Source organism: Legionella navarrensis (assembly GCF_052527415.1).
Map to the genome: position 1 here is coordinate 1 of NZ_JBNVZR010000048.1, position 1,518 is coordinate 1,518.

Below are 1,518 nucleotides of genomic sequence, written 5' to 3' on the forward strand. Positions count from 1 at the left end.
TCGGTAGATAACAGTGTCGTACCGACCGGTGGCAGCACGACCACACCAACCTGTACGAACTGTACCACCACACATCCGATAGCCCCCGCGATTATCGCGGTGAGTAAATCCGCCAGTCCTGCGACCGGTACTGCCGTTGCTGCAGGAGACATCATTGATTACAGCCTGCAGGCAGTGATAGGCACCGCGGCCAACGCATCGAATCTGGTGTTGACGGATACGCTGAGCACCGGGCAAACCATAGGAACGTTGCCGGCGGGTTGTACAGCTACGGGTCAGGTGATTACCTGCACCATCCCGGCCGGCACCGCACCCGGCACCTACAGCTTTACCTATCCGGCAACGGTGAACCAAACGGCAACGGTCTCGGTAAATAACAGTGTCGTACCGACGGGTGGCAGCACGACCACACCAACCTGTACGAACTGTACAACCACGCATCCGATAGTCCCCGCGATTATTGCGGTGAGCAAATCCTCTAATCCGGCGACCGGTACGGCTGTTGCGGCAGGCGATACGATTAACTACAGCCTGCAGGCGGTGATTACTACGGCAGCCAACGAATCCGATCTGGTTTTAACCGATACCCTGAGCGCCGGCCAGACACTGGGAAGCCTGCCGGCGGGTTGTACTGCATCAGGTCAGGTGATTACCTGTACGATTGCAGCCGGTACAGCGCCTGGCACCTACAGCTTTACCTATCCGGCAACGGTGAACCAGGCAACGACGGGATCAGTGAGCAATGCGGTGGTACCAACAGGCGGCAGCACGACCACACCGACCTGTACGAACTGCACCACTACGCATCCAATAGCCCCCGCGATTATTGCAGTGAGCAAATCCTCTAATCCGACGACGGGTACGGCTGTTGCGGCAGGCGATACGATTGACTACAGTCTGCAGGCAGTAATTGGTACGGCGGCCAATGCATCGGATCTGGTGCTGACCGATACGCTGAGTTCCGGCCAGACTCTGGGAACTCTGCCGGCAGGCTGTACGGCATCGGGTCAGGTGATTACCTGCACCATTCCGGCTGGCACAGTACCTGGTACCTACAGCTTTACCTATCCGGCCACGGTGAATCAGACAGCAACGGTCTCGGTAGATAACAGTGTCGTACCGACCGGTGGCAGTGCTACCACACCGACCTGTACGAACTGTACGACCACGCATCCGATAGCCCCCGCGATTATTACAGTGAGTAAATCTTCTGTTCCAGCGACCGGCACCACGGTTGCGGCAGGTGACGGCATTGACTACACCCTGCAGGCAGTAATCGGTACGGCAGCGAACGAATCCGATCTAGTGCTGACCGATACCCTGAGTGCCGGGCAAACCATCGGAACCCTGCCGGCAGGGTGCACGGCATCGGGCCAGGTGATTACCTGCACCATTCCAGCCGGCACCGCACCTGGTACGTATACCTTTACCTACCCGGCCACGGTGAAGCAAACGGCGACGGTCTCGGTAGATAACAGTGTCGTACCGACGGGCGGCAGTGCTACCACACCAACCTGT

At 58.2% G+C, this 1,518-nt stretch carries 1 protein-coding gene; it reads left to right on the forward strand.

The window, feature by feature from the left end; all coding sequences use genetic code 11:
• The coding region (locus tag ACQUTA_RS13040; protein WP_444988699.1) for an autotransporter outer membrane beta-barrel domain-containing protein at positions 1–1,518 on the forward strand (1,518 nt) is incomplete at both ends.